Origin of the sequence: Candidatus Nitrosacidococcus tergens (genome assembly GCF_902810445.1) — a bacterium.
Lineage (GTDB): Bacteria > Pseudomonadota > Gammaproteobacteria > Nitrosococcales > Nitrosococcaceae > Nitrosacidococcus > Nitrosacidococcus tergens.
The window spans coordinates 137882-163637 of the sequence record NZ_LR778175.1 but is presented as its reverse complement, the minus strand read 5'-3'; the positions used below and the strand labels follow the sequence as shown (position 1 = coordinate 163637).

The 25756-nt window shown below is 37.5% G+C and carries 29 protein-coding genes; 8 read left to right on the top strand and 21 right to left on the bottom strand.

Annotated features, from left to right (window positions below):
* The first annotated feature begins 90 nt into the window (after positions 1-90).
* From NSCAC_RS00855 to waaA, 6 genes are all read left to right on the top strand, one after another.
* Positions 91-300, top strand: coding sequence for a cold-shock protein (locus tag NSCAC_RS00855; RefSeq protein WP_197744566.1), 210 nt, complete (start codon positions 91-93; stop codon positions 298-300).
* 100 nt (positions 301-400) lie between these two features.
* Positions 401-676, top strand: a complete 276-nt coding sequence (locus NSCAC_RS00850) for an RNA recognition motif domain-containing protein (protein WP_197744565.1) — start codon at positions 401-403, stop codon at positions 674-676.
* A gap of 92 nt (positions 677-768) precedes the next feature.
* A complete protein-coding gene (locus NSCAC_RS00845; RefSeq protein WP_197744564.1) occupies positions 769-2301 on the top strand; it encodes a DEAD/DEAH box helicase in 1533 nt (510 codons plus the stop codon).
* Positions 2302-2333: 32 nt separating this feature from the next.
* Positions 2334-3764 (top strand): bifunctional D-glycero-beta-D-manno-heptose-7-phosphate kinase/D-glycero-beta-D-manno-heptose 1-phosphate adenylyltransferase HldE, encoded by a 1431-nt coding sequence (gene hldE, locus NSCAC_RS00840; protein ID WP_197744563.1) that lies wholly within the window; start codon positions 2334-2336, stop codon positions 3762-3764.
* A gap of 12 nt (positions 3765-3776) precedes the next feature.
* On the top strand, positions 3777-4733 hold the full coding sequence (gene rfaD / locus NSCAC_RS00835) for an ADP-glyceromanno-heptose 6-epimerase (protein ID WP_197744562.1): 957 nt from the start codon (positions 3777-3779) through the stop codon (positions 4731-4733).
* A gap of 6 nt (positions 4734-4739) precedes the next feature.
* A complete protein-coding gene (gene waaA / locus NSCAC_RS00830; protein WP_332087776.1) occupies positions 4740-6023 on the top strand; it encodes a lipid IV(A) 3-deoxy-D-manno-octulosonic acid transferase in 1284 nt (427 codons plus the stop codon).
* Here the strand turns inward: waaA and NSCAC_RS00825 are convergent.
* The 3 genes from NSCAC_RS00825 to NSCAC_RS00815 all read right to left on the bottom strand — a co-directional run bounded on the left by NSCAC_RS00825 (position 6020) and on the right by NSCAC_RS00815 (position 8442).
* The gene (locus NSCAC_RS00825) at positions 6020-7351 is read right to left on the bottom strand and encodes a TolC family outer membrane protein (RefSeq protein WP_197744561.1); all 1332 of its coding nucleotides are present in this window, start codon (positions 7349-7351) and stop codon (positions 6020-6022) included. The genes waaA and NSCAC_RS00825 overlap by 4 nt on opposite strands.
* A 94-nt stretch (positions 7352-7445) precedes the next feature.
* The gene (locus NSCAC_RS00820) at positions 7446-8084 is read right to left on the bottom strand and encodes a protein-L-isoaspartate O-methyltransferase family protein (protein ID WP_197744560.1); all 639 of its coding nucleotides are present in this window, start codon (positions 8082-8084) and stop codon (positions 7446-7448) included.
* Between the two features lie 109 nt (positions 8085-8193).
* Entirely contained in the window at positions 8194-8442 is a 249-nt protein-coding gene (locus tag NSCAC_RS00815) for a sulfurtransferase TusA family protein (protein WP_408609559.1), read from the bottom strand.
* Positions 8443-8632: 190 nt separating this feature from the next.
* Between NSCAC_RS00815 and NSCAC_RS00810 the strand changes: the two genes are divergently transcribed.
* Positions 8633-10093: a beta-barrel assembly-enhancing protease gene (locus tag NSCAC_RS00810; protein ID WP_232085943.1), complete on the top strand. Its 1461-nt coding sequence runs from the start codon at positions 8633-8635 to the stop codon at positions 10091-10093.
* Here the strand turns inward: NSCAC_RS00810 and lpxD are convergent, their stop codons facing one another.
* The 11 genes from lpxD to nfi all read right to left on the bottom strand — a co-directional run bounded on the left by lpxD (position 10094) and on the right by nfi (position 20136).
* On the bottom strand, positions 10094-11134 hold the full coding sequence (gene lpxD, locus NSCAC_RS00805) for a UDP-3-O-(3-hydroxymyristoyl)glucosamine N-acyltransferase (protein ID WP_197744559.1): 1041 nt from the start codon (positions 11132-11134) through the stop codon (positions 10094-10096). It abuts the gene before it with no gap.
* Between the two features lie 10 nt (positions 11135-11144).
* Positions 11145-11564, bottom strand: coding sequence for a protoporphyrinogen oxidase HemJ (gene hemJ, locus NSCAC_RS00800; protein ID WP_197745218.1), 420 nt, complete (start codon positions 11562-11564; stop codon positions 11145-11147).
* Between the two features lie 409 nt (positions 11565-11973).
* Positions 11974-13014, bottom strand: a complete 1041-nt coding sequence (locus NSCAC_RS00795) for an aldo/keto reductase (RefSeq protein ID WP_197744558.1) — start codon at positions 13012-13014, stop codon at positions 11974-11976.
* Between the two features lie 334 nt (positions 13015-13348).
* Entirely contained in the window at positions 13349-14716 is a 1368-nt protein-coding gene (gene radA, locus NSCAC_RS00790; RefSeq protein WP_197744557.1) for a DNA repair protein RadA, read from the bottom strand.
* 4 nt (positions 14717-14720) lie between these two features.
* Positions 14721-15791 carry an alanine racemase gene (gene alr, locus NSCAC_RS00785; protein WP_197744556.1) on the bottom strand — a complete coding sequence of 357 codons (1071 nt, stop codon included), beginning with the start codon at positions 15789-15791 and terminating at the stop codon, positions 14721-14723.
* Between the two features lie 41 nt (positions 15792-15832).
* Complete coding sequence (gene dnaB / locus NSCAC_RS00780; RefSeq protein ID WP_197744555.1) at positions 15833-17224, bottom strand: replicative DNA helicase; 1392 nt, start codon at positions 17222-17224, stop codon at positions 15833-15835.
* Positions 17225-17292: 68 nt separating this feature from the next.
* A complete protein-coding gene (gene rplI / locus NSCAC_RS00775) occupies positions 17293-17745 on the bottom strand; it encodes a 50S ribosomal protein L9 (RefSeq protein WP_197744554.1) in 453 nt (150 codons plus the stop codon).
* A 43-nt stretch (positions 17746-17788) separates the two neighbouring features.
* Positions 17789-18013: a 30S ribosomal protein S18 gene (rpsR, locus tag NSCAC_RS00770; RefSeq protein ID WP_197744553.1), complete on the bottom strand. Its 225-nt coding sequence runs from the start codon at positions 18011-18013 to the stop codon at positions 17789-17791.
* A 92-nt stretch (positions 18014-18105) separates the two neighbouring features.
* Positions 18106-18513 carry a 30S ribosomal protein S6 gene (rpsF, locus tag NSCAC_RS00765; protein WP_197744552.1) on the bottom strand — a complete coding sequence of 136 codons (408 nt, stop codon included), beginning with the start codon at positions 18511-18513 and terminating at the stop codon, positions 18106-18108.
* Positions 18514-18665: 152 nt separating this feature from the next.
* Positions 18666-19451, bottom strand: a complete 786-nt coding sequence (gene rlmB / locus NSCAC_RS00760) for a 23S rRNA (guanosine(2251)-2'-O)-methyltransferase RlmB (RefSeq protein ID WP_197744551.1) — start codon at positions 19449-19451, stop codon at positions 18666-18668.
* A gap of 28 nt (positions 19452-19479) precedes the next feature.
* Entirely contained in the window at positions 19480-20136 is a 657-nt protein-coding gene (gene nfi, locus NSCAC_RS00755; RefSeq protein WP_197744550.1) for a deoxyribonuclease V, read from the bottom strand.
* Between the two features lie 60 nt (positions 20137-20196).
* On the opposite strand from nfi, the gene NSCAC_RS00750 reads away from it, so the two are divergent.
* A complete protein-coding gene (locus NSCAC_RS00750) occupies positions 20197-20445 on the top strand; it encodes a glutaredoxin family protein (protein ID WP_197744549.1) in 249 nt (82 codons plus the stop codon).
* 21 nt (positions 20446-20466) lie between these two features.
* On the opposite strand, the gene NSCAC_RS00745 is transcribed toward NSCAC_RS00750, so the two are convergent.
* From NSCAC_RS00745 to gspE, 7 genes are all read right to left on the bottom strand, one after another.
* Complete coding sequence (locus NSCAC_RS00745; protein ID WP_197744548.1) at positions 20467-20868, bottom strand: hypothetical protein; 402 nt, start codon at positions 20866-20868, stop codon at positions 20467-20469.
* A gap of 96 nt (positions 20869-20964) precedes the next feature.
* Positions 20965-21297: a DMT family transporter gene (locus tag NSCAC_RS00740; RefSeq protein WP_197744547.1), complete on the bottom strand. Its 333-nt coding sequence runs from the start codon at positions 21295-21297 to the stop codon at positions 20965-20967.
* A gap of 27 nt (positions 21298-21324) precedes the next feature.
* A complete protein-coding gene (locus NSCAC_RS00735) occupies positions 21325-21738 on the bottom strand; it encodes a type IV pilus modification PilV family protein (protein ID WP_197744546.1) in 414 nt (137 codons plus the stop codon).
* Positions 21731-22177, bottom strand: coding sequence for a GspH/FimT family protein (locus NSCAC_RS00730; RefSeq protein ID WP_232085942.1), 447 nt, complete (start codon positions 22175-22177; stop codon positions 21731-21733). Before NSCAC_RS00730 ends, NSCAC_RS00735 begins: the two co-directional genes overlap by 8 nt.
* Before the next feature lie 73 nt (positions 22178-22250).
* The gene (gene gspG / locus NSCAC_RS00725) at positions 22251-22691 is read right to left on the bottom strand and encodes a type II secretion system major pseudopilin GspG (RefSeq protein ID WP_197744545.1); all 441 of its coding nucleotides are present in this window, start codon (positions 22689-22691) and stop codon (positions 22251-22253) included.
* Positions 22692-22708: 17 nt separating this feature from the next.
* Positions 22709-23941, bottom strand: coding sequence for a type II secretion system F family protein (locus tag NSCAC_RS00720; RefSeq protein WP_197744544.1), 1233 nt, complete (start codon positions 23939-23941; stop codon positions 22709-22711).
* Positions 23942-23945: 4 nt separating this feature from the next.
* Positions 23946-25667 carry a type II secretion system ATPase GspE gene (gene gspE / locus NSCAC_RS00715; RefSeq protein ID WP_197744543.1) on the bottom strand — a complete coding sequence of 574 codons (1722 nt, stop codon included), beginning with the start codon at positions 25665-25667 and terminating at the stop codon, positions 23946-23948.
* Positions 25668-25756: the final 89 nt, after the last annotated feature.

Here is a 25756-nt window from a genome sequence, read left to right as displayed (position 1 = left end):
TTTGCTCTAGCTTATTCGCTTCCAAACACTTGGTAATTTCATGGTATTATCCATGTAACTATTAGTTATATTTATTTTTGAGAGTTTTTTATGTCAGAACAACAGAGAGGAACCGTAAAGTGGTTCAATGATTCAAAAGGCTATGGTTTTATACAGCGAGAAGGCGGAGATGATTTATTTGTTCATTACCGTTCCATTTCAGGTAACGGTCATAGAACGTTAAAAGAAGGACAGCAAGTTAGTTTTATTGAGGTTCAAGGACAAAAAGGTCCTCAAGCTGACAATGTGGTTGTAATTTAATAACTCATAGTGCTTGAAATTTAGGGAGGGAATAAATATGGTATTTATATTTATTCTCTCCAAATCCTTTACTCTTGCCTTAAATTTTTAGAGATGCTTAATGATCAAACTTTTTATACGTGGATTACCTTCAAATACAACTGAAGAAACCCTTACTGAATTATTCTCAGGCTTTGGCACAGTGCGTGCTTTAACTTTGCATAAAGATCTATTTACTGGTCAAGCACGAGGTACTGCCTTAATTGATATGGAAGGCCATGAGGGGCGTGCAGCTATTGCAGGCTTAAATGGATCTCAGATCCAAGGATCTACTCTCTATGTAAGCCAAACTAAGGAAGATAAACGGCGCTTCTCAAGAGGCGGTAGGCGGCGCTAACTATATATTTTTTATTTAGCCTATTTTTTCTAACCAAAATAATACTACCTTGTTTTTAGGGTAGTTGTCCTATTTAGGATATTTTTAACAATATGTCATCTCAAGTAGACCCTACTACTTCTTTCGAGTGTTTTTCCATTAACGGACTCATTCTGCAAGCACTTAAGGAATTAAAGTATCAAAATCCAACTTTAATTCAAACCCAGGCAATTCCCTCTTTCTTGAAAGGCTACGATTTAGTAGGTCAAGCACAGACAGGTACTGGAAAAACCGCAGCATTTGCCATTCCTATTTTAAATCAAATAAATTTACACCAACAAAATACGCAAGCATTAATTTTAACACCTACCCGTGAGTTAGCTATTCAAGTTACAGAGGCTTTCCGTAGTTATGCAAAATACTTAACAGGGTTTAGTACTTTTCCTATTTATGGCGGACAACCTATGGGGAAACAATTACAACAACTTAAGTATGGCATACAGGTTGTGGTTGGCACCCCAGGAAGGGTGATGGATCATTTACGGCGTAAAAGTTTGCGGTTAGATCATCTTACTACAATTGTACTTGATGAAGCTGATGAAATGTTGAAGATGGGGTTTATTGAGGATGTAGAGTGGATTTTACAGCAGATTCCTCATAAATGCCAAACTGCACTCTTCTCTGCAACGATGCCCCACTCTATTCGTAATATAGCAAGTAAGCATTTAAATAATCCTCAAGATATTAAAATTAAACAAGAAACTAAAACACTTCCAGAAATAACTCAGCGTTATTGGCTGGCTTCTAGATTATCTAAGCTAGATGCTTTATCTAGAATTTTAGAAATGGAGGGAAATAGTGCAGCTATTATCTTTGTACGTACTAAAGCAACTACCGAGGAAGTAGCAAAATACTTACAGCAACATGGCTATACTGCGGCAGCACTTCATGGAGATATGTCTCAGTTTCTAAGGGAGAAAGTGATAGCTCAGCTTAAAGATAGTACATTAAATATTGTAGTTGCTACTGATGTGGCTGCTCGTGGGCTTGATGTAGAACGGATAGGCCATGTAATTAATTATGATACTCCTTATGATATTGAAACTTATATCCACCGCATTGGACGCACTGGTCGTGCAGGTAGAACTGGGGTAGCTACTCTTTTTGTTACTTCCCGTGAACAGAGAGTATTAAATACTATTCAAAAAGTAACTAAACATCCTATTCATAGGATTAATTTACCTAGCGCCCAACAGATTCAAGAGCAGCGTATTAAACAGTTTAAGGCAAAAATTACGGAAATACTAAAAAAAGAAGAAGTATCCGATTTTCGAAATTTAGTACAACAGTGGATTCAGCAGGAAGGGTTTTCAGCACTAGATATTGCTGCGGCATTAACCTTCTCTATCCAGGGAAATCGCCCTTTAATAGATACATCAATAATAGAATCTGAAGCTATTGCAGTTAAAGTTAAAAAGAAGAAAAATCTAGGATTTAATGCTGATGATAGATCGCAAAGAGAGCAACTAAGAAAAAAGAAAAAGGTGCAGCAAAAAACAGGAAAAAAGCATAAAGTCTACTCTTCAACCTCTTTCAAAGAAAAAAAATCCGTAGCTGCTACTAATTTATCAGCTGTAAATAGATAGTTTATCCAGCATAGTTACCCTATTTATGAGGTATGACTATCAGGTTACCTGATTTTACCTCTACCGAAATATTAGTAATCGGCGATGTAATGTTAGACCGCTATTGGTATGGTAACACTAACCGTATTTCTCCTGAAGCTCCTGTCCCCATTGTCCATATTAAAAATCAAGAAGATAGAGCTGGAGGTGCTGGAAACGTAGCACTAAATATCGCTTCTTTAGGCACATCCACTACTACCCTACTAGGGCTTGTTGGCAACGATGAAGAATCTCGCTTATTAAAAAATTTACTTACACAACAAGGAATTTGCTGCTATTTAGAGTCGATACCTAACCGACCTACAATTGCTAAGCTACGCATTATTAGCCATTACCAACAACTAATACGCTTAGATTTTGAGGAAAATTTTGATCACTACCATGAAGGGTTGCTTTTCGCTCGATACCAATCGATTTTACAAAGTACCCCTCCCAATATCATCATATTTTCTGATTATGGTAAAAAGACCATTGCTCACCCTAACAAATTTATTTCTTTAGCTCGAAATACTGGTATACCTATTCTCATTGATCCTAAAGGGAAAGATTTTTCTTCTTACCGTGATGCAAATATAATTACTCCTAATTTGCTAGAATTTGAAGCAATTGTTGGACCGTGTACTACTAATGAAGTATTAATTGAAAGAGGTGAGCAGCTAAGAGAGAAATTAGGACTAGAAGCATTGCTTATTACTCGGGGGGAACAAGGAATGACTTTGGTACAAAAAAATACGGCTCCTTTTCATTTACCCACTCAAGCAAGGGAAGTGTTTGATGTAACTGGTGCTGGAGACACAGTAATTTCAATCTTAGCCGCTAGTCTAGCTGCTGGATGTAATTACCAAGAGGCTACCCGCCTTGCTAATATAGCTGCAGGTATTGTGGTAGGTAAATTAGGAACAGCAAGCGTTACACCCCATGAACTTCAAATAGCTCTTCAAGCATCAACAAACACTGATCGTGGTGTCTTTACTCAAGATAAGTTATACCAATTAGTGCAAGATGCAAAAAGTAAGGGGGAACGGATTGTTATGACTAATGGTTGCTTTGATATTTTACACCCTGGCCACGTACATTATTTAGCACAAGCAAAAAAATTAGGAGATCGGCTGGTTGTTGCAGTGAATGACGATGATTCAGTTAAGAGGCTTAAAGGTGAATCAAGGCCTATAAATACCCTTATATCACGAATGACTATGATTTCAGCTCTTCAAGATGTAGATTGGGTTGTTCCTTTTTCGGAAGATACACCTGCTACTCTGATTAGCCGACTTTGCCCAGATATTTTAGTTAAAGGAGGAGACTACACACCGGATCAAGTAGCGGGTGCAGATATCGTACTTGCCCATGGAGGGGAAGTTGTTATCCTAGATTATTTAGAAGGTTATTCTACTACCCAGATGATTAACACAATAAAAAGTTAAAAGATTAATTTTATGATTATTGTAACAGGTGGGGCAGGATTTATTGGTAGTAATATCGTTTATGCACTCAATCAGCAAGGTTATAGCGATATTTTAGTAGTAGATAACCTATCTCGAGGGGAAAAATTTATTAACTTAGTTGATTGTGAAATTACTGATTATTGGGATAAGCACCAATTTTTGGAAACTATTTTAGTTAAAGAAAATCCTTTCTCTTCTATAGAAGCTATTATCCATCAAGGAGCTTGTAGTGATACCACCGAGTGGAATGGACAATATATGATGAAAAATAACTTCCAGTACTCAAAAATACTATTACATCATTGTATGGAATACAAAATTCCTTTTCTGTACGCATCAAGTGCTGCCATTTATGGTAATGGCACTTCATTTCGTGAAGATCGAGAATACGAATACCCCTGTAATGTATATGGTTATTCTAAATTCTTATTTGATCAGTATATAAGACAACGCTACTTCCCTACTCCGCCTGCTCAAATTGCAGGATTTCGTTATTTTAACGTATATGGTCCTCGAGAGTCTCACAAAGAATCTATGGCAAGTGTTGCTTATCATGCTTATAGACAGTTAAAGGATACAGGACGGATAAAGCTTTTTGAAGGATATGCTGGTTATGATCATGGGATGCAACAACGAGATTTTGTTTATATTGATGATGTGGTTGCAGTTAATCTATGGTTTTTAGAAAATTCCCATCTTTCAGGTATTTTCAATGTAGGTACCGGGAAAGCACAAACTTTTAATGAACTAGCCCAAGCAGTCATTGACTATTATCAGCAAGGAGAGATTGAATATATTCCATTTCCTAATCACCTTCAGGGACACTACCAAAGTTTTACTCAGGCTAATATAAGCAATCTTAAAAAGGCAGGCTATACTGCTTCCTTTACTTCAGTACAGGAAGGGGTATTCCAGTATATGCAATGGCTAGATCTGCAAAATAATTAACTTATTTTGCAAGTTCTGTATAATTTATTATTTTACTTAGCCACACCTTTTATTATACTTCGTTTATTGTGGAGAGGTTATCGAGCACCTGCTTATCTTCACCGATGGTCTGAAAGATTTGGGTTCATTTCTCCCCTTCCTAAAAAACCGGTTATCTTAATTCATAGTGTATCTGTAGGGGAAGTGCATGCAAGTTTACCTCTAGTGAGAAAGTTACTTAATCACTATCCAGATCATGTACTGTTAATAACTACCATGACTCCTACTGGATCGGATCAGGTAAAAAAATATTTTGGCTCCTGCAATCGTGTAATTCATTCCTATCTTCCTTACGATTTACCTGATTGTATTTCCCGATTTTTAAAGCGATCTCACCCTCAGTTAGCCATTATTCTTGAAACAGAACTTTGGCCTAATTTACTGGCTCGATGTAAATATCAAAATATTCCAGTAATCCTAGCAAACGCCCGTCTCTCTAAACGCTCTGCTCGCAGGTATGTTTATTTAAATTCATTAATTCGAAAAATGCTCTCAACACTTATCTGTATTGCTGCTCAAAGTACTGCTGATACAAAACGCTTTATTGCATTAGGTGCTGATCCTAATAAGATAAGTGTAATAGGCAATTTAAAGTTTGAGATTGATTTTCCTTCTTATCTGGAAAATAAAGGGCAACAACTGAGGCTGAGATGGGGAGGAATACAACGCCCAGTTTGGATTGCTGCTAGTACTCACCAAAAAGAAGAAAAACAGGTTTTAGAAAGTTTTAAACAAGTGCAAAAGTTTTTTCCGCAAGCTTTATTAGTTCTAGTGCCTCGCCATCCAAATCGCTTTAATGAAGTTTATCAGCTATGCAAGCATGAAGGATTTACTATACAACGCCGTAGCCAATCATTAGATTGCACTCTAGAAACTAACATTTTTCTTGGAGATAGCATGGGAGAGCTACCTTTATTTTTTGCAGCGGCAGATATTGCATTTCTAGGCGGTAGTTTGGTACCAATAGGAGGTCATAATCCCTTAGAACCAGCTGCATTAGGGAAAGGGCTTATTTTAGGACCCTATACATTTAATTTTATAAATATTAGTAAGCAGCTATTCAAGATAGGTGCAGCAGTACAAATTAACGACCCGCAAAATCTTACCCAAGCAGTACTTTTCTACTTACATAATCCAGATAAATTAATTAGAGCAGGCCAAAAAGGAAAAGAATTTGTGATTCAAAATCAAGGTGCTTCTGAAAAACTATTAACCTTGATAGACTTTCATCTTAATAAGATCGAAGTTTAATGTAACCAACTGTTCATCATAGTTAAGTCCTCAAGAGTTACAATACCAGCCCCTTGTTTCAGGATAAGAGTATTGACTAGATAGTCGTAGCGAGCTTTAGCATAATCTCGAAGAGCGCTGTATAAATTACTGCGAATAACAAGCAGATCTACCGCAGTTTGCGTGCCTACCTTATAACCTTCTTCTGTAGATTCTAATGAGCTTTGATTGGAAACAATGGCTTGCTTAAGCGCTTTTACTTGATTGATTTGAGAGGTAACATCTAAGTAAGCTTGACGTGTCTGTAAATAGACTTGCCTTCGAGTGCTTTCCAGCTGTTGCATCGCTTGCTCTAGTTGGTGTTGTGCCTGGCGAGTTTTAGACATGACCATCCCTCCTTGGAAAATAGGTAAATGAAACTGTAGCCCAATCACATCTTGGCGGGTACTAAATCCACCGAAACGACCACCACCTGTAATAATCGATCCATCAGATCCTACAATATCTAAAGTAGGGTAATGGTCTGATTTTTGTAGTTCTATTCCTTGGCGTGCATTAGCTACCGCTGCTTCCGATGCATCAATAAGTGGGTTTTGCTGCAAAGCAGTGGCAGACCATTTATCAATATCTATCGGGTCCGGATAAATTAATGGTGTTTCCTTCTGCAGCATATTGAGATCTGGAATATACTGACCCACTACCTGTCTTAATTGCTCCTTGGCTACGGAAAGTGCTTTTTTCGCATCAATTTCCTGAAAAACGGCCAGATCGTAGGCTGCTTGGGCTGCATTAGCATCTACAATAGTAGCTAGTCCTACTTTAAATCGCTCTTTAGCCTGTTCCAATTGTTCGCTAATAGAATCTTTGTTCATTGTAGCGAATTCTAAATCTGACTGCGCCCCAAGGATAGCAAAGTAAAACTGTGCAACTTGAACTAAAAGTATCTGTTCCTGGTTCACTAGGTTAGCTTCGGCCTCTGCAATAGTGGCATCGGCTTGTTTAAGTTGAACAAAACTGTCTCGATGATAAACGGGCTGCGTTAGATTTAAGGTATAGCCAAAACCATCGAAATTACCCGAAAACCCAGGTACAACATTTTGACTTACCAAGCTAATGTCTTGGTTTGTCCAATTATAATTAGCATCTAGCCCAATGGTAGGAAAAAAGAGTGCTTTTGCTTGAGGCTTTGCTTCCAATGCTGCTTGCAGGGCAGCAACTTGGTTTCGTAATTCTGGATTGGTTTGCCGAGCAAGTTGATATACCTCCAAAAGATCTGCCCCTTGCACAGGTAGCAACAAGAAAAAACTAAACAGTAGCCCTGAAAAAAATTGATAAATAATAAGTGGCATAACCCTAGATGGGAGGGTAAAATTAGAATTTAAATTATACATACATGAATGTATGTTATAGCAGAAAACAATACCTGTCTAGTTTTTAAAAAAACTAGAAATTAAAATTTGATTTGATGGTACTATTAATCAAAAATGGTAATGAAGTTTCAAATAACTCTTCATAGGTCCACTTTTCACTTTCAGTACGAGTAATCAGAGTTGCTTTCATCACAGCACCCTGACCTAGTATGGCAAATAAGCGCCCGTTAATATGTAATGCTTGTAAAAAAGATTTAGGCAGAATAGCAAGGGCACCAGAAATAATAATGACATTAAAACCACCTTCTTGAACCCAACCATTTGCTACATCTTTGGTTTGTAGCGATATATTACTAGGGTAGTTTTCACCTAGTCGTTGTAAATCTGGATAAATATCAACACTAGTTACTGAATTAACAAGACCTGCGAGTATCACTGTAAGATAGCCTGTGCCAGTCCCTACTTCCAAAACAGAATCGGTTTTTTGTAAATTTAAACTCTGTAGTAAGCGACCTTCAAAATTAGGAGAAAGCATAATTTGCCCGTGTCCAATAGGGATTTGGGTATCTGCGTAAGCTAAATTCTTGAATACAGGTGGCACGAAATTTTCTCTAGGAACTTCAAGCAGCCGGTCTAATGTCCTTTGTTCAAATACATCCCAAGTACGTACTTGCTGTTGTACCATATTCAAACGAGCTTGCTCTAAATTCATTTTTATCTCACTTATATATTATTTATAAATCTTATCGGATTAAAGAGTAAGGATTTTTATTGGAGGATGCAATACCTTGGAATTGCTAAGACAAATTGTAATATTAAATTTATTTAGTTCTCGTGCCTTTGCGAATAATAAAATGATATTTACTCTCTTTTTCATAGGATTCTAAAAGATCATTTTTTGTAATACGAGAAAATGCTTGAATATCTCTTAAAGAATCTGGATCAGTAGCCGTTGCATATAAAACTTGCCCCTCCTCTAAAATAGCTAATGCTTTACGAATACGCAGCAAAGGCAAGGGGCATGCTAAACCAGTAGCATCAATTGCTATATCATAATTAACGATGGACATTGATTTTAAATGAAAAGTACTTATATCTGATGATTAGAGAAAAATCATTATTTTTTAAATAAATATTTATAAAAATAACCTATACAAAATAAAAGCTGATTTAAACTAAGTAATAGAGAATAAGTATTTTACTCTCAAAAAAATTGTGTATTTAAGCTTTCCTATCATAATTAAGCAAAGAAAAAATTTATTGATCCTTATAGGAAGTATCACCCTTCTTATTGGGTTAAAAATAAATGCTGATGAGATTAAATTGCCTGAAATGGGCGATCACTCTGCTGTTATCCTCTCTCCAGAACAAGAACGCCGTATTGGTCAGCAGTTTATGCAACAATTACGTGGGGCAATACCTATTATTGATGATCCAGAGCTTACTACTTATATCCAGTCTCTAGGCTATAAATTAGTAGCCCATAGTGATAATGGTGGGCAGAATTTTACTTTCTTCATTATTAAAAATCCTACTATTAATGCTTTTGCAGCCCCTGGTGGCTATATTGGAATTCACTCTGAGCTTATTGTAAATACTCAAACTGAAGGGGAACTGGCTGCAGTTATGGCACACGAAATTGCCCATATTACTCAACATCATTTAGCTCGCGCCTTTGAACATAGCAGCCGCTTAAGCTTACCTATGACTGCTGCTATATTAACAGCTATTATAGCAGGAGCTGCCAGTGGCAATCCTGATGCGGCAATGGCTGGATTAATTGCTGCTCAAGCAGGATCTACCCAATCTCAGATTAATACTACTAGAGCTAATGAAAAAGAAGCCGATCGAATAGGCATGCAAACCCTAAGTAAATCTGGCTACGATCCCTTTGCCATGCCTTCTTTTTTTGAACGACTACAACAAGCAAGTAGATATTATGGACTTGAACCTCCAGAAATTCTAAGTAGTCACCCAGTGACAAGAAATAGAATCGCTGATGCTGTCGGTAGAGCTGAACAGTTAGTTACAAATAATACTCGCCAACTTTTAGTGAAAAATGAAAATGATCTTAAATTTTATTTAATGCGTGCAAAACTTCAAGTGCTTGCTAGCGAAGATGATAGGGAAACGATTAAATATTTTAGCCAATCGTTAAAAACGGGACACTATTTAAATAAAGAAGCCACTCAATATGGATATGCTTTAGCATTGCATAATGCCGGAAACAGAAATGAGGCGAAAAAACAAATTTTAGCTTTATTAGAACAAGATAAGGATAACCTTACCTATCAGCTTGCCTTCGCTGAAATAGAGGAGTCAACAGGGCAGCTTAAAACCGCATTCGACATTTACAAGAAAGCATTAGATCTATACCCAAATGATTACACTATAGTGATTAATTATGCGCAAGCACTGCTTAGAAATAATCAACCTCGTATTGCTAGGGATTTACTTAAAGCACAGATGGAATTAGGTCAAAAGAATGGCTGGACTTACTTATTACTAGCTAGAGCTGGTGAAAATATAGGAGATCAAACTGAATCTCATCGCTGGATGGCTGAATATTATTACTATCATGGTCAGATTGGTATGGCAATCAGTCAGTTAAAATTAGCGAGTAGATCTATAGGAAATGATTTTCATGAGCATTCCAAAATTGATGCTCGCTTGCGAGAATTAGAAGCAGAAGTGAAGATAAATAAAAAGATGGATTTATAGCTATTTATCAGGCTGTTCAAGGCTACTAAGCCGGTTTTCCAATTCAGCAATTTTTTTCCTTAACACCGAGATACGGTTCATTTCAGCTAAAGCTCGGCGATTTTTTGCAATAGGTTGAGCAGGACTACCTGTAACCACCATATTGGGCGGAATACTCTTAGCAACACCTGATTGAGCAGTGACGGTGGTGCCATTTCCTATTTTAATATGACCCACTAAACCTACTTGCCCCGCTAGAGTTACCCAGTTTCCGACTTTACTGCTACCGGAAATACCAACTTGGCTTACAATAACACTATGTTCACCAATTTCTACGTTATGAGCAATTTGAACAAGGTTATCAATTTTGCTTCCTCGACCAATCCTTGTTGCTCCTAACATTCCTCGATCAATAGTAGCATTACATTGAATTTCTACATCGTCGGCAATCTCAACCCAACCAATTTGAGGTATCTTAAAATAACCTTCTGGTGGATCTGGAGCAAACCCAAATCCATCACCGCCAACCACTGATCCAGAGTGAAAAATTACTCGATTTCCAACAATAACCCGATCAAGTAACGTAACCCGAGGATGAAGAATACAATTATCCCCAAGGACTGTATTTTTACCTATATAGCAAAATGGAAACAGTATAGTATTTAATCCAACCTTAACACCATCTTCAATGACACAATAGGCCCCAATACTACAGTTTTCTCCAATCTCTACATTGTTACCGATAATTGTAGTTGGATGAACATTAGGATCGGGAGGAATAAAGGTATTGAACCATTTACTGATAACCTTTGCAAAATCCCGATAAGGATTAGGGGAAATAATTACGGTACAGCTAGTAAACTGCTCTTTATCTTTAGCACTGATAATAAAAGCGGTTGCTTTTGATTGTTTTATCTGATTAGTATACCGCTGATGAACATAGAAGCTTAAATCTCCACATTGTGCTTTATCTAATGCGGCTACCCCAGAAATAACCGCATTTTTATCCCCTTCAATCTCACAGCCTAAAAATTGGGCAATTTCTACTAATGGAATTTCCATACCATTTTTCTTAAAAAGGCTTAACTACTACTAAAATCACTATCCCAACTAAAATAAATACAGGAAATTCATTAAACCAGCGATAAAAAATATCGCTATAACGATTTCGATTCTCACGAAAGGCAATTAATAGCTTTCCACAATACCAATGATAGCCTATCAAAACTAATACTAAAGCAAATTTAGCGTGGATCCATCCTGCTGTTAACCATGCTGGGGTAAGATAAACCAACCATAGCCCAAATCCAATAGCTAAAACCCCACTAGGAGTCATAATCCCTCGGTATAGTTTACGCTCCATCACTTTAAATCGTTTTTGTCCTAGCTCATCTTCACATTGGGCATGATAAACAAATAAGCGAGGCAAATAAAATAATCCAGCAAACCAAGCTACTACAAAAATAATATGAAATGCTTTTACCCAGAGCATCATGCTATTTATTATTAATAAATATACTAGTTTAATTATAATTGATTAAATAGATATAATAATTTTTGAAAATTATAAGTTTAGTATCTAACAAAACTTGTACTTAGCTTCTGAAGCATGGGTATTACCACTCTGGTTTAGATTAATAGATCATCTCTTATAATTCTGAATCCTATTAGAAATATAATAAGGAGAATAAAGAAGATAAAAACAATAAATACCCAGATATTATTGCTTGTATTAATACCAATTTTCCAAAAACTAAATTGGCATATTGTGTTTTTGAGATTATAGATTATAGGATTTAAAGCAATATTGCATATTGTGTCTATAACAAATAGTGTTCATCTCATGCAGATGATTACTGTAAGCGTGTAGCTCTTATAGCAAGTGCATTCCTTAAAGCTAATCATCTACTAAAGTCATCGATATCAATCGGAAGCGGTGCATTCAGTGCGACTAAACCTTCTCTACGAAGGTCTTGCCAGAATTCGTCAGGGATTTTTGCTGCAAGTGCATCATGATCTTCTTGAATACGTTCCGGCTTGCTCGCTCCAGGAATCACTGCAACGGTAGCTAAGTGTGCTAGTGAAAATTGTAATGCTGCAGCCTTGATCGATATACTGTATCGGTCTGTAAGCTTCTGAAGCCTTTTCACCCTAGCGATGATATTGGGTGGGGCATCTACATACTCAAAGTGGCTGCCACCTACTAGGATACCAGAATTATATGGACCTCCGATTACGATCTGTACGTTGCATGCTAGTGCAGTTGGCATTAAGTGTTGCAGTGCACGTTCATGATCAAGTAGAGTGTAGCGACCTGCTAATAAGGTGCTATCAGGATGTACATCGGTAAGACTCAAGACTAGCTCGACCGGCTCGACTCGATTCACGCCCAGTCCCCAGCCCTTGATTACCCCCTGATCACGTAGTTGATCCAGTACACGCATTGCTCCATTGTGTGCAATCTCAAACTGGTCAATCCAACCATCACCAAGAGCATCTTGAGCAAGGTCATGAATCCACACGAAGTCGATATAGTCCACACCCAAGCGTTTTAAGCTACCACAGATAGAGCATTCCACACCATCTGCTGTGTAATCGAAAATGATTTTGTTCTTTTTTCCATATTTAAAGAGCTTGTTATGCCTGCCAGAGACTCGTGACTCCTCCATGATCTCATTCAAGACCACGCGACCTACCTTAGTACTGATGATATATTCATTGCGTTGATGCTTGGCAAGTTCTTGACCTAACCGAATCTCAGCTAGCCCTGCTCCATAGAAAGGTGCTGTATCAAAATATCGTATACCAGCTGCCCAAGCTGCTTCAAGCGTACTTGCCGCTTCATCATCTGAAATACTCCGAAACATGTTACCTAGAGGAGCCGTACCAAATCCTAATGGGCCATTTAAAAGTGCGTTTTTAATGCTCAAGGTATGCTCCACAGGCTTAACTAAAATAATTAATAGGCATTATAGCATTGTAAATATCGTATAAGCTTTGTTTTTGCTCGACGATACCATGGCTAGTAGTTTCTAAAATAGAAATATCTACCCCATTTTATGGATTTTATATTTTCTTGCTAGTAATCATCTACTTATTAAAGAATTAAAAAAAAGGCTAAAATTTAAAAATCATTTAGCAAAACTTAATTATAGGGGACAAAGAAAAGTTATTTGATAGCGAAGGAGAAGACTTTAGGTTATTTGAGTCCATAGAACACACAGCACGTATTTCTATGATGGAACACTTAACTATCTTTGGGACTGATTATTTCTATTAGTTTTTCAATACTTCTAATGCCTCGCTGACACGGTTTACCGGAGTAATATGGACTTCTTTAGGAATGTATTTGGGCAGATTAGCTCTAGGTAAAATCGCCTGTTTAAATCCATGTTTAACAGCTGCTGCCAAACGCTCTTCTCCACCGGGTACAGGGCGGATTTCCCCCGTAAGTCCCACCTCTCCAAATAGGATTAGATCTTGAAGCAAAGGAGCATCTCTCAAGCTAGAAACAATAGCAGCGAGGATAGCTAAATCTGCTCCAGTTTCATTCACTCGCACACCACCTACTACATTAATAAATACATCTTGAGCACTAGGCATCATAGCACCATGGCGGTGAATAATAGCAAGAAGCATGGCTAAACGATTAGGCTCTAACCCTACTGTAACTCGCCTTGGGCTAGCTAAATGACTGTCATCTACTAAGGCTTGTACTTCTACTAATAAGGGGCGACTTCCCTCTCGAATCACGGTGACTGCACTACCTGGTACTGGTTCTTTACCTCGAGCAAGAAAAATAGCAGAAGGATTGTTTACTTCTTGCAATCCTTGTTCGGTCATAGCAAAAACCCCTAGTTCATTGACTGCTCCAAAGCGGTTTTTTACTGCACGAAGGACTCGTAGTCGCTCCCCATCATCTCCCTCAAAATAAAGTACTGTATCCACCATATGCTCTAATACTCGAGGACCTGCTAACGCTCCATCCTTAGTGACATGACCTACTAAAATGACCGCAACCCCATTTTTTTTTGCATAGCGAAGTAATTGGCCGGCACTTTCTCGTACTTGAGTTACGGTACCAGGTGCAGATTGAAGTTGCTCTGAATAGAGCGTTTGAATGGAATCTACCACCATCACCAAAGGTTGCTCTTTTTCAGCTACTGCAAGGGATCGTTCAATTAGGGTATCGGCAAGAAGTCGTACTGGGGCTTTAGATAGGTTTAACCGTTGTGCTCTTAAATGAATTTGAGCGAGAGACTCTTCTCCAGTAAGATAAAGTACTCGGCCTTGCTGGGCAATCCCCATAGCGGCAAGTGCTTGTAAAAGCAAAGTAGATTTACCTATGCCAGGATTACCTCCTATTAATACTACAGAACCTGCTACTAGCCCACCTCCAAGTACTCGATCTAATTCAGAAAGGCCTGAGGGTAATCTGGACTCCGTATTGCTCTGTACTTCTGATAAAGGTTGTACAGTACTTAAGGTACCTGAATAATTAGTATAGTGCTCCTGTCTTGTTATTGGAACCTTTGATAGCTCCTCTAAAGTGCTCCAAGCGCCACACCCAGGGCATTGACCAACCCAACGACTGGTTTCACTACCACACTGATGGCATTGATAGACCATAGTTTTTTTAGCCATAATATTAAAGTAAAACTCTAGGTACTCTTGGGGTAACTTGGCATACAAGTTCATAAGGAATTGTACCAGCACGGTGGGCAATTCTTTCTATGGGCAATCCTGCCCCCCAAGCAATTACTGGATCTCCAACTGTAGCATTAGGCTGAGTGCGTAAATCTAAGGTAATCATATCCATGGAGATTCGCCCAATAATAGGAACAAAAGCTCCATTCACTAGCATAGGAGTTTCATTTTGGATATGGCGTGGGTAACCATCCCCATAGCCTAATGCAACTATACCTACTGGCATAGATTTTGGGCAAATCCAAGTGGAGTCGTAGCCTACTTTATCTCCAGTATGTAAATGTTGAATAGCGATTAATCGGCTTTTTAAGGTCATGACAGATTTAAGATTCAATTCTGATCCTGTACTATCTTTAAAGGGAGAGATACCATAAAGCATTAATCCAGGACGCACCCAATCCAATTGAGATTGGGGATAAATCATAATTGCTGCTGAATTTGCAAAACTACGAGGAAGATTAATTTTTAGATGATTAAAAATTTCTAATTGAGTTAGAGTAAACGAATCACTAAATTTATCAGCATTAGCAAAATGACTCATCAGACCAATAATAGATAAAACTGATGAACAGTTACGGAGCAATGTAATAACTTCATGAATCTGTTGAGGAGGAAATCCCAAGCGGTGCATACCAGTATCCACTTTAACCCATACGGAAATAGGATTAGGGAGTACTACCTGCTGCAATAGCTCTAGCTGAGTGATATGGTGAATTACTAAATTTAAATTATGAGTAGCAGCGTGCTCTAGATCTGCTTTATTTGAAATGCCACTAAGTAAGATAATAGGGCAATGTATTCCATCTTGTCGTAGATGAATCCCTTCTTGTAATCTAGCAACGCCAAAAGAATCTACACCTTTGATTAGGGATTTTGCTACTTCTACAATACCATGACCGTAACCATCTGCCTTAATAATTCCTATAACCTTACTATGAGGTGCTTTTTTGCGTACTATATTTAAATTATGCTGCAGAGCAGCTGTATCAATAAGTGCTTGAGGATAATCCAAGAGGGAATTTAATTCACTTATTTACTAATTATATATAATTTTTACTCATAAGGATCTTGAGTGTAATTTTCAAACCGAGTGTATTCTCCCCTAAAAGTTAGGCGTACTGTACCAATAGGACCATTACGTTGTTTCCCTATAATAATCTCAGCAGTGCCTTTCTCTGGACTATCTTCGTTATAGACTTCATCTCGGTAAATAAAAATAATTAAATCCGCATCTTGTTCAATAGCCCCAGATTCCCGAAGATCGGACATAACAGGTTTTTTACTAGGTCTTCCTTCTAGGCTACGATTAAGCTGGGATAGAGCAAGAACAGGTACATTGAACTCTTTGGCAATGACCTTTAGATTTCGAGAGATTTCAGAAATCTCTGTAGCACGATTTTCTTTACTACCCGGTATTTGCATGAGTTGTAAATAATCAATCAGAATAAGCCCTAAATTTCCCTGTTCTCTGATTAGCCTACGAATGCGAGCCCGTAATTCTGAGGGAGAAAGAGCTGGAGTATCATCAATAAAAATAGGAGCCTCATTTAAAGATTTAATGGCTATTGTTAGTTTAGGCCAATCTTCATCTCTCAAGCGTCCTGTTCTTACTCGCCCCTGATCGATACGTCCTGTAGAAGACATCATTCTCATCACTAACTGATCTGCAGGCATTTCCATGCTAAATATAGCAATAGATAAGTGTTGCTTTACTGCAGCATATTCTGCAATATTCATCGCAAAACTGGTTTTCCCCATAGAAGGCCTACCAGCAATAATGACTAAATCTCCTTTCCCAAATCCAGAGGTAAGTGCATCAAAATCAACAAAGCCTGAAGGAACACCAATAATGGGATTATCTTGTTCATGTAAATAGGCAATTCGGTCAACCGCTTTTGTTAATAGTGCTTTTATATCAAAAAAGCTTTGTCTAACTCGATTACCTTGCTCTGCTATAGCAAAGATTCTTTGCTCTGCCTCGTCAAGTAATTCCTTACTTCCTCGACCTTCAGGAAAATAACCACTCTGTGCCACCTCTGTGCCAATATGAATGATTTGGCGTAGAATAGAGCGTTCCCGTACTACATCTGCATAAGCCTTGATATTAGCAGCGGTAGGAGTATTTTGTACTAAAGCTACAATATAAGGAAGCCCACCTACTTTTTCTAAAGTTTGCTGACCACGTAGATATTCCGAAAGAGTAATTGCATCACAAGGTTGAGAGGTTTCAATTAACCTATTAATTCCATCAAATAAAATAGTATGCTCAGATTTATAAAAATCATCAGGCTTGAGAATATCACCAATATGATCCCAAGCCTGATTATCTAATAATAATCCACCTAATACGGATTGTTCTGCTTCTATAGAATGAGGAGGGATTTTTAGAGAGTGAAAACTCCTATCTTCTTGTTCTTGATAAATAAATTTGCTTATTTCTCCCATTTAAAATACCCTACAGAAAATATAGGATATTTTTTTAAAATCAAATTAAATATATTTATACTAATTCTCTAAGATTCAGCAGTAATAATTACTTTAATTGGTGCAAATACATCTAAATGTAAGTAAATTTCTAGATTATAATCCCCTACTTGTCGCAATAGTCCATCAGGTAGCCTAATCTCTTTTTTATGCACCTCAACCCCCGCTTTATTCATAGCAGCAGCAATATCTGTAGCACTAATTGAACCAAATAGCTTACCTTCAGCACCTGCATTAGCAGAAATAGTAATCGATCCTAAGGATTCTATTGCTTGTTTACGTTTTTCTGCTGCTGCGATGAGTTCAGTTTCAGCTTTTTCTAATTCTGCTCTACGGGATTCAAAATAAGCCTCATTTTCCTTTGTAGCAGGAACTGCTTTACCATTAGGAATTAGATAATTTCTTGCATAGCCTGATTTTACAGATACTTTATGCCCAAGGGTTCCTAAATTTAATACTTGCTCCAGTAATATGATTTCCATAATCTTTTCCTACATATTGATGAATATCTAAAAATCAAACTAATTAATGGTGATCACAGTAAGGGAGCAGTGCTAAATAGCGTGCACGCTTAATTGCCTTAGATAATTGTCGTTGATATTTTGTTTTAGTTCCTACAATTCTACTAGGTATAATTCTACCTGTTTCAGTAATATAATCTCTAAGGGTTGCTAGATCTTTATAATCAATTTCCTTAACGCCTTCGGCTGTGAAACGACAAAATTTTTTACGTCGAAAATAATGTGCCATAATCTATCTTCTATAACCTATCGCAATATAATAGTTAATAATCAAAAAACTAAAATTTTAACACCGAATAAGTGCTCATTATTATTTAGTTACTAGGTATTACTATCTTCATCCTCATTCTCTGATTCAAACCTATTATGCCTAGAATAATTTGAATGAGAATCATGATGGTGCCCTATCTCTTCGCCTTTAACTAAAAACGAAGGTTCAGTAATTGCCTCATTTCTACGAATAGCTATATTCCTTAGTATGGCATCATTAAATCGAAAAGCATTATTTAATTCTTCAAGTGCCACAGAAGTGCACTCGATATTCATTAATACATAGTGAGCTTTATAAACTTTTTGAATTGGATAGGCAAGCTGGCGTCGACCCCAATCTTCTAATCTATGTATAAATCCACCATCCTTTTCAACAATTTGACGATACCGATCAATCATAGTAGGCACTTGATTACTTTGATCTGGGTGGGTTAAAAATACAATCTCATAATGTCTCATATACGGCCCCTTATGGTTTATAAAAGCTACCCTCTTTAAGTAAGGTAGCAAGGAGATAAATAATAGTAATCTTTACTCTATATTCTATATAGAGATGGAAATTATACGATAGCTATCGATAAATCACAAAAAATCCCTAAGTTTAAACCTAATTAATTTAAATATCCTCGTTGGCGTTGAATCTCGAAAAGAAAAACACCGGTAGCTACAGAAACATTTAAGCTACCGATTGCACCACACATAGGAATAGATATTAAGTAATCACAATGTGCTTGTACTAACCTTCTTAATCCTTTACCTTCAGCACCTAATACCACAGCAATAGAACCCTTTAATTTCATTTGATAGAGCGATGTTGCTTCACTAACTACTGCACCAACTATCCACACTCCTTGATCTTTTAATTTATCTATAGTTTTAGTTAAATTAGTTACGGTGATAAAGGGAACTCGCTCTGCTGCACCGCTGGCTACTTTACGTACTGTAGGTGTTATCGGTGCTGCTTGATCTTTAGGAGCAATTACACCATGGACACCTGCTGCCTCTGCAGTACGTAGACAAGCACCTAGATTGTGAGGATCCTGAATACTATCTAAAATAAGCAAAAAGGGAGGATCAGTTAAATCTTTCAATAGGGTAAGTAATTGATCTTCAGTAGCAGGTAATTGGGTTAAAAATTGAATGACAACTCCTTGATGATTCGCACCTAAGCTAAGAGTATCAAGATCTTTTTGAGAAACAAAAAAAGGAGTAATTCCTCGAGCATGAGCAAGGATTTTAATTTTTTCCACCTGCTGATCTTCTCGATTCTGATTGATCCAGAGGGAGATAATTTTTATACTCTCCTCTGTAAGTACGCTACACACTGAGTGTAATCCGTAGGAAAAGCTTTCTTGACGGCTATTTTCTCTATGGCGGTTTTTATATTTTTTGCTCATAAGTTGCTAAAAAAACGATAATTACTTACTATTTTCTATTGCTTGCTAATTTATCGGCTAGGCGAGTAGGCTCAGGTAATCGATACCGGATAACACAAGCGGTGGTATATTTAATCGCAGTTTGTAAACTTATTTTATGTCCTATAGAGATGAAAATAGGTCGTACCCCTACTTTGGTGCGCAATACTACACCGATAGTTTCATTTTTATCTATTAAAGGCACCCAACTACCTACTGTATCTGGAACTGGATCGTGTTTTCCAATTAAACGGGATTTACCTACACCAATACTAGGGATATTTGTTTCTACACCTACATGACAGGCATTACCAAATCTCCTCGGGTGAGCGATCCCATGACCGTCACAGAAAATTAAATCTGGTGTTTTATTTAACCTTGCTAAGGCAATTAATATGGCAGGGCATTCACGGAAAGACAAAAAACCCGGCATATAAGGTAATTGAGTCGGTTGTCGTATAACTACCTCTTCTATTACCTTTAAGTCGTTAAGAGACAAAGTTACTGCTGCTGCTCGGGTAATTTTACCTTGTTCTTCAAACCCTACATCTACTCCTGCAACGATCCCTATTTCTTTAAAACAATCCTCCCTAATCACTTGATCAGAAAGTCGCTGTTGTTGCTCTCTTGCTTCATTAAGAAAATTAGGAAAATCAGACCAAGTCATGGAAGCTAATCATTATTGTGTTAATGTATATCTATTTCCTTTAAGCTAGGATGATAAACTATGGAAATCCCTACAGAATTTATCCTATATCATACCGCTGGTTGCCATTTATGCGATGAGGCACGGGTACTTATTGCTCAAATACCTCATCTAGTTGTGAAAGAAGTGGAGATTGGAGACGATTCTCGGCTAATCGATTGTTATGGAACAAAAATTCCAGTACTCTTTAATACCAAAACACAAGCTGTACTAAACTGGCCTTTTACATTACAAGATATGATGCAAGCTATCCAAATAGATAAAAGTTAAAATATTCCACTAAATGAGTTACTATGGGTGAGGTGGATCAGATATTCCCATAGGTCGAGTGGCATATTCTTTATCTACTAATTTTCCCTCTGTATCAAATTCATACTTAACTACATAAGTAGTCCCTTGATCATTGCTCCAATGCCCCTCTACAGGAACATCTTTAGTATACTGGTAGACTGTATGTTCTTCCTCTTCCTCTATTTTATCTGGTGTACCCAACAACTTTCGTACATCGGATTCAGTAGTTTCATGATAAATTAAGTTAGAATCCTTAAACTGTGCTCTTGCAGCTTCTTCAGTTCGAGGAGGAAGCTCATCCTCCATGCCAAAGGCCATATATTTATAGCTATCTATTTGAGGACAACCTGCTAAGAGACTCACTGAACTAACAATAATGAAGGTGAAAATAAATTTTTTCATTGTTTAATCAAAAAATTGATCTATCAAAATAATAGGTGATTTGAATTGAATAAAGGATTAAATATATTGAATAGCAAATTCTAGCTTAAATACGATTTAATGTGCTATAGATTTTGAAAAGATATTCATTACCAAAATACCTAGTATGATAAACCCCATGCCGACAATAGCAGCTAAATCTAATTTTTGTCCATAAATTATCCAAGCAGATATAGCTACTAACACAACACCAGCCCCTGCCCATATAGCATAGGCGATACCCAACGGTATTGTGCGGAGTGTCAGAGAAAAGAGGTAAAAAGCATTCAAATAACCAAGAATAACTATAGTTGTAAATAAAGGTTTAGAAAAATTATCACTTTCCTTAAGTGCAGTTGCAGCAATCACTTCACTTAGAATAGCAATCCCTAAGTACACCCAGTCCTTCATTATTTTAGTTTAAACAATTAATTTTACTTATATTGATCCTAACCTAAATGTGTTTAAAGTAACTATTCGCTTTTTATAAGTAGATTTCCAAAATACTTCAACTTTTATTTTATATAATACAGGGATTAGACCTGCTTGGTTATTAACTCCCCCGTTTAATCCTTGAGTTGGATCGAGCTGTTCATAAAGTATCACGGTCGTACGCCAATGATATTTCTCATCAAATTCCCCTTCATTAACTCCTTCTAAATAGAGGGTCTCTGTACCGATAGTAGCTAATTTAGATTCGGCAAGTGAAGTAGCATACGTATATTCCTCTGAGAGCTGACTTGCACTCATTCCTGTTGAAAATATTTGCAGCAGGACACCTAAGGAAATACTCAAAATTGCAAATGCAACGAGTACTTCCAGCAGGGAGAATCCTTTTTCGTATTTAATCAAGGATTTTAATTTGACCTGTAAGCCAATTAATATCTACTTGATATTTACTTGTTCCCCGCCCTAGGGTAACTCGTCCTCCAGTAGAAGTCCCATCTGGGAAAAACTTAATTTTACCCGATTTATCCGAATCTACTTGAGAGCGTGCGGTAACTAGAGAAATTTCTAAATTATTAGGAAGAGCATATTTACGTTTCCTATCTGTAATCATAAAGCTACGACTTTCTAAATCCAAAGTGAGGGCAGCTTCTTTATGATAAGCGATCGCATAGCTACGGGTATACTTTAACCCAGCAGCCAATCTTCGTGCTGCCCCCCTTATTTCAGTACCCGCTATTTTACCCTCTAGCATAGGAGGGACCAAAGATATCATAAGCCCAGCAAGGGCTAATACAACCAGTAATTCAACTAAAGTAAATCCTATTTGGTTTTTAGCAGTCAAACAGATTTAAACTCTTTTGTTTAGTTGACAAATAATTACTAATAACAAGTTAGGCTAATAATATATAGAAATACTATTCCCAGCTCACAATATCTTGATTTTCTCTTTCTCCACCTTCAACCCCATCAGCGCCTAAAGAGTAAATATCAAAGGGACCGTGCTCTCCAGGAGAGCGATAATGATAATCATTACCCCATGAGTCTTTAGGTACTTGCTTTTTCTTTAAGTAAGGACCATCCCAATTTTTAGCACCAGCAGGTGCTTCTATTAGAGCCTGAAGCCCTTCAGATGTACTCGGATAATGTCCTACATCTAAACGATAGAGATCAAGAACAGAGGCAATATTTTCAATTTGCAGCCGGGTTGAATCCGATTTCGCTCCACCCAAGTATTTCATAACTTGCGGACCTACTAATCCTGCAAGCAGCCCTAAAATTACTAATACGACTAATAATTCAATTAAAGTAAATCCCTTATTTACATGGGATAATTTACTAAATTTTTTTAGTTTCATCCTTATATTCCTCTAAATTAAAACGCTAGGTCATTTACACTTAAAATAGCAACTAAAATAGACATAATAATGCCTGCAATTACTACGCCTAAGGTAAGAATTAAAATGGGTTCTAATAGAGCAAGCAATCGCTTTACAGTAGTTTCTACTTCTCCATCATAAGTTTCTGCCACTTGTCCCAACATATCTTCTAGTTGCCCTGTTTCTTCTCCAACTTTAATCATCTGTACTGCCATTCTTGGAAATAAACCAGTTTCCAATAAAGGGTCGGCCATTCTATTTCCTTGACGTAAAGAATTTGCTACTTCTCCAAGTGCTTCGGCTAATACTAAATTTCCTAAAGTATCTTTAACAATCTCTAATGCGGAAAGTAGCGGAACACCATTTAAGAGTAAGGTACTTAAGGTTCGAGAAAGCCTAGCCATCTCTAATTTAGCAACTAGATCTCCCACTAAAGGTAATCGTAATAGCCACCCATCCCATTGGTAACGGCGTTCTGGGATTTGCAATTGATGGCGTATCAATAAAATTACCCCTAAAAAACCTAATAATAACGCCCACCAATAGTTCTGTAGTAATTCACCTGCAGCTATGACAATTTGGGTTGCCAAGGGCAGTGCTTTGCCTGCACTGTCAAATAATTGCTGAAATTGAGGTACTACAAAAGCTAGTAAAATAATCACAGATAGCCCAGCAACACCTACTAGAATCATGGGATAAATGAGGGCAGAGGTAATTAAGTTTTTTAAAGCTTTTGCACGTTCCATGAAATCGGCTAATCGCCCTAAAATAATATCTACTGCCCCTCCTGCTTCCCCCGCTCTTACCATACTGGTATATAGGGAAGGAAAATCTCCCTCTTGAGCCTCCATAGCCTCTGCAAGAGAAGCACCACCTCGTACTTTATCCTGCACATTAGTTAATAACTCCTTTACTGGTCCTTCATCAGTAATTTCTATTAGGATGCTAAATGCCCGATCTAAAGGTAATCCAGCTCGTAATAAAGTAGCTAATTCCCTTGTAATTACACCAATCTCATTTTGGTTAACTCTTTTTTTACTGTTAAATAAATTGATTCCACTTGCTTGTTTTGAGCGGCGGACTCTTCCTGATCCTGATTCCTCGATTCTAATGGGAATATAACTTTGACCATGGAGCCATTCAATAACACCTTCTTCCCCATCAGCACGATGCTCTCCTTCTATAATTTCTCCAGATAAAGTTGTTGCTTTATAGTGAAAAACTGGCATGCTCTTAATTATCCTGGCTTACCCGAATCACTTCCTCTAGAGTAGTAAATCCTGCTAAGGCCTTACTGAGTCCATCCTCGTACATAATTCGCATGCCTTCTTTTTGGGCTTGGTCTTGGATACTCCCAGAATCTGCATGCTGGAGTACTAACCGACGAATAGGATCGCTCATCACGAGAAACTCCATAATTGCTGCTCGCCCGTGATAACCAATTCCTCCACAGTGCTCACAGCCTACCGGGCGGTAAAGCACAATGGGATTTTTATTACTAAAACGATAGAGTTTCATTTCTTCTATCAGTTCAGGTAAAGCTTCATAAGGTTCAGCACAATGCTTACATAAAGTACGCACTAACCGTTGGGCTAAAATACCGCTCACAGTAGAAGTAAGTAAGTAATCTTCAATTCCCATATCCAAGAGCCGTGTTACTCCTCCAGCTGCATCATTAGTATGAAGGGTGGAAAGCACTAAGTGTCCTGTTAATGAGGATTGTACTGCAATACTTGCTGTCTCCCGATCTCGCATCTCTCCAATCATAATGACATCTGGATCTTGACGTACGATAGAACGTAAAGCACCTGCAAAGGTTAATCCAATTTGAGCTTTAACTTGGATTTGATTAATTCCTTCTAATTGGTATTCTACGGGATCTTCTACAGTTATAATTTTACGATCTGGTGTGTTTAGTTTATTCAATGCGGTATAAAGTGTAGTACTTTTACCACTTCCAGTAGGACCGGTTACAACAATGATTCCATGGGGAAGTTCTAATACTTGTAAAAACCGAGTGAGGGTATCTCCCTCAAAACCTAACGCAGTAAAATCTAAAATTACATTGCCTTTATCTAATAAACGAAGTACCACACTTTCTCCGTATAAAGTAGGTACAGTGGAAACACGCAAATCTAATTCTCGCCCTTGGATTCTAATTTGAATACGGCCATCTTGTGGTAAGCGTCTTTCTGCAATATTTAATTTTGCCATAATTTTAAAACGGGAAATTACTGCAGCCCTAGAACGAGCAGGAGGTGCTTCTACATTCTGTAATACTCCATCTACTCGATAGCGGACGCGAAGATTATTCTCAAAGGGCTCAATATGAATATCAGAAGCCCTAGATTCTACAGCACGCTGAATAAGCAAGTTTACTAAACGAACAACGGGTGCCTCACTTGCCATGTCCTTTAAGTGCTGTACATCTGCTTCAGAATCATCATCTGCACCTAAGTGCTCGACAATTTGACCCATAGCAGATTTACTATTCCCAGCTTGACGTTCAAAGAATGCGTCTAACTCAGAAGGTAGTGCAATTTGTAATTTTACGGATTTACCATAAGCTAATGCGATGGCATTTTGTACATAAATATCGCCAGGATCAGCCATAGCTAATGTGATAGAATTATCTTCCTCTAGTATAGGAATTGCCCTAGATTTTTTGAGAAATTTAAGAGATACTTGCTTCTCTGATTCTTCATAGGAATCATCGGCTGCTATCCATAAAGGTAGCGCAAGTAAAGCAGAAAAAGCTTCAGCGATATCTCGTTCAGAAACTAAACCTAATCGAGCAAGCATGGTTGACAACCGTATCCCCTCATCTACTGCAAGCCGTTTTGCATGTTGAGATTCGGTAGGACGTAACTTCCCTTGATCAATTAAGTATTGGCTTAACTCTTCATCTAAATTTTCTATATTAGGTCTATGAATTACAGCTGATGATTGCTCCATAAAAATATATGATTTAGTGATTACCTAAATATAGGTAATTTTGAAAATGTATGGTAGTTACTACCTGGCATTTAATTTCTAGATAATGG

Coding starts and splice junctions, on each gene's coding strand:
- rpsR (WP_197744553.1), bottom strand. CDS start 18,013: ATGGCACATTATTTTCGACGTAAAAAATTTTGTCGTTTCACAGCCGAA.
- rpsF (WP_197744552.1), bottom strand. CDS start 18,513: ATGAGACATTATGAGATTGTATTTTTAACCCACCCAGATCAAAGTAAT.
- NSCAC_RS00720 (WP_197744544.1), bottom strand. CDS start 23,941: ATGCCAGTTTTTCACTATAAAGCAACAACTTTATCTGGAGAAATTATA.
- NSCAC_RS00845 (WP_197744564.1), top strand. CDS start 769: ATGTCATCTCAAGTAGACCCTACTACTTCTTTCGAGTGTTTTTCCATT.
- NSCAC_RS00750 (WP_197744549.1), top strand. CDS start 20,197: ATGGAAATCCCTACAGAATTTATCCTATATCATACCGCTGGTTGCCAT.
- gspG (WP_197744545.1), bottom strand. CDS start 22,691: ATGAAACTAAAAAAATTTAGTAAATTATCCCATGTAAATAAGGGATTT.
- NSCAC_RS00815 (WP_408609559.1), bottom strand. CDS start 8,442: ATGTCCATCGTTAATTATGATATAGCAATTGATGCTACTGGTTTAGCA.
- nfi (WP_197744550.1), bottom strand. CDS start 20,136: ATGACTTGGTCTGATTTTCCTAATTTTCTTAATGAAGCAAGAGAGCAA.
- rfaD (WP_197744562.1), top strand. CDS start 3,777: ATGATTATTGTAACAGGTGGGGCAGGATTTATTGGTAGTAATATCGTT.
- dnaB (WP_197744555.1), bottom strand. CDS start 17,224: ATGGGAGAAATAAGCAAATTTATTTATCAAGAACAAGAAGATAGGAGT.
- lpxD (WP_197744559.1), bottom strand. CDS start 11,134: ATGGAAATTCCATTAGTAGAAATTGCCCAATTTTTAGGCTGTGAGATT.
- gspE (WP_197744543.1), bottom strand. CDS start 25,667: ATGGAGCAATCATCAGCTGTAATTCATAGACCTAATATAGAAAATTTA.
- NSCAC_RS00855 (WP_197744566.1), top strand. CDS start 91: ATGTCAGAACAACAGAGAGGAACCGTAAAGTGGTTCAATGATTCAAAA.
- hemJ (WP_197745218.1), bottom strand. CDS start 11,564: ATGCTCTGGGTAAAAGCATTTCATATTATTTTTGTAGTAGCTTGGTTT.
- NSCAC_RS00825 (WP_197744561.1), bottom strand. CDS start 7,351: ATGCCACTTATTATTTATCAATTTTTTTCAGGGCTACTGTTTAGTTTT.
- NSCAC_RS00820 (WP_197744560.1), bottom strand. CDS start 8,084: ATGAATTTAGAGCAAGCTCGTTTGAATATGGTACAACAGCAAGTACGT.
- NSCAC_RS00745 (WP_197744548.1), bottom strand. CDS start 20,868: ATGAAAAAATTTATTTTCACCTTCATTATTGTTAGTTCAGTGAGTCTC.
- radA (WP_197744557.1), bottom strand. CDS start 14,716: ATGGCTAAAAAAACTATGGTCTATCAATGCCATCAGTGTGGTAGTGAA.
- NSCAC_RS00850 (WP_197744565.1), top strand. CDS start 401: ATGATCAAACTTTTTATACGTGGATTACCTTCAAATACAACTGAAGAA.
- hldE (WP_197744563.1), top strand. CDS start 2,334: ATGACTATCAGGTTACCTGATTTTACCTCTACCGAAATATTAGTAATC.
- NSCAC_RS00740 (WP_197744547.1), bottom strand. CDS start 21,297: ATGAAGGACTGGGTGTACTTAGGGATTGCTATTCTAAGTGAAGTGATT.
- rlmB (WP_197744551.1), bottom strand. CDS start 19,451: ATGAGCAAAAAATATAAAAACCGCCATAGAGAAAATAGCCGTCAAGAA.
- rplI (WP_197744554.1), bottom strand. CDS start 17,745: ATGGAAATCATATTACTGGAGCAAGTATTAAATTTAGGAACCCTTGGG.